The sequence below is a fragment of the Deltaproteobacteria bacterium genome, from assembly GCA_011773515.1.
Taxonomy (GTDB): Bacteria; Desulfobacterota; Deferrimicrobia; order J040; family J040; genus WVXK01.
On the sequence record WVXK01000103.1, the window covers coordinates 6,274 to 8,031 of the forward strand.

The 1,758-nt window shown below is 64.4% G+C and carries 3 protein-coding genes; all 3 read left to right on the top strand.

Annotated features, from left to right (window positions below; translation table 11 throughout):
• On the top strand, positions 1-1,101 hold a 1,101-nt coding region (locus GTN70_11315; GenBank protein ID NIO17550.1), incomplete at its 5' end, for a PAS domain S-box protein.
• Positions 1,098-1,541 carry a response regulator gene (locus tag GTN70_11320; GenBank protein ID NIO17551.1) on the top strand — a complete coding sequence of 148 codons (444 nt, stop codon included), beginning with the start codon at positions 1,098-1,100 and terminating at the stop codon, positions 1,539-1,541. The genes GTN70_11315 and GTN70_11320, both read left to right, overlap by 4 nt.
• Positions 1,541-1,758, top strand: a 218-nt coding sequence (locus GTN70_11325; GenBank protein NIO17552.1) for a sigma-54-dependent Fis family transcriptional regulator, incomplete at its 3' end; no start/stop codon positions are given. The genes GTN70_11320 and GTN70_11325, both read left to right, overlap by 1 nt.

The following is a 1,758-nucleotide window of genomic DNA, read 5'->3' on the forward strand; positions in this document are numbered from 1 at the left end:
AGGCGCGCCACGGAAGCGATGAGGGAGAGCGAGGAGCGTTTCCGGGACCTGGTGGCAAACGCCCTCACCGGCATCCTCATCGTCCAGGGGGGGCAGATCGTCTTCAGGAACCCCGAACTGGCCAGGATGCTCGGCCATTTCGATACGCCGATGAAGCCGTCGGCGCTCAAAGCGCTGCACGGCGGGGACGACAAGCAGCTCCTCGAGATGATCGAACGGGTGGAGTCGGGGACCGGGAAAACAATCGAGCAGGAACTGAGATACCACAACCCGGGAAAAAGGGAGGGGAGGCCCGAAACGGGGTGGCTCTACTGCCGGGCGAGCACGATAGAGTACCGGGGGCAGAGGGCGACGCTCGTCAACATGATGGACATCACCCGCGCGAAGGAGCTGGAGATGGTGATGAAGGACAGGGTGACGTCCCTGGGCCGCGTTGCCGCCGGCATCGCCCACGAGATCAGAAACCCCCTCTCGGGGATCAACGTGTACCTCACCACCCTGAGGAGGATCATCGACGACTGCGGGGCACACGACGCGGCCGAGGGGATCATCTCGCAGGTCCAGGCTGCATCGAACAAGATCGAGTCGGTGATGCGCAGGGCCCTTGACTTCTCCAAGCCCGGGGAAACCCGGTTTGCCCTGACCGACGTGAACGCCCTCGTCGACGAAGTGCTGACCCTCTCCTTAGTCTCGCTTCGAAGCAGCGGGGTCCAGGTGGAGCGGGAGCTTTCCCCCGACCTTCCTCCGTGCTACACGGACCCGCACCAATTCGAGCAGGTCCTCCTGAACCTTATCTCCAACGCGGCCGAGGCCCTGAGAGACCAGGAGGAGCCCCGGAAGGTGAAGGTCGCCACCCGGGCGGAAAACAACACGATCCTTCTCACCGTGTCGGACTCGGGTCCGGGCATCCCGGATGAGCTCGTGGACAGGATATTCGAGCCCTTCTTCTCCACGAAAGCCGAGAACTCGGGGCTGGGCCTCAGCATCAGCAACAGGATCATCACCGACCACGGCGGCCGCATCGACATTACCGAGAGCGAATGGGGCGGGGCAAAGTTCGCCCTTGTCATACCCGTGGAGAGGAGGAAGAGGCCGAGATGATCGAGTACTCCCTCTACATCGTCGACGACGAGCCGACGGTTCGTGAGGGGATCGCCCTGGCCCTCGGCGGCGACTACCGCGTCCGGGCATTTTCCCAGGCGGAACCCGCGATCGAGGCGCTGGAGGGGGAGCCGCCCGACCTGGTCCTCCTGGACATCGGCCTGCCGGGCATGAGCGGGATCGACGCCCTGCGGGAGATAAAGAGCCGGCACCCCGGCGTCCTGGTCATCATGATCACCGCCTACGAGGACGTGGACACGGTGATCAGGGCGATGAAGCTCGGCGCCCACGACTACGTGGTGAAACCCATCCAGATGGAGGGCCTGGAGATGACCATCAAAAACGCCCTGGAGACGATCCGTCTCAGNNCCTCCAGGAAAGATACCTCACGGAACACATCCCCTGCTTCATCGCCGAGAGCGACGCCATCCAGGACGTGATGGGCTTCGTCGACACGGTGGCGAAGAGCCCCGACACCCCCGTTTTGCTCCTCGGGGCGACGGGCACGGGCAAGGAGATGCTCGCCGCCACCATCCACTACGGGAGCCCCAACTTCCGTGGGCCCCTCGTCACGGTGAACTGCGCGGCCATCCCGAAGGACCTCATCGAGAGCGAGCTCTTCGGCCACGAGAAGGGCGCCTTCACCGGGGCGCGCGA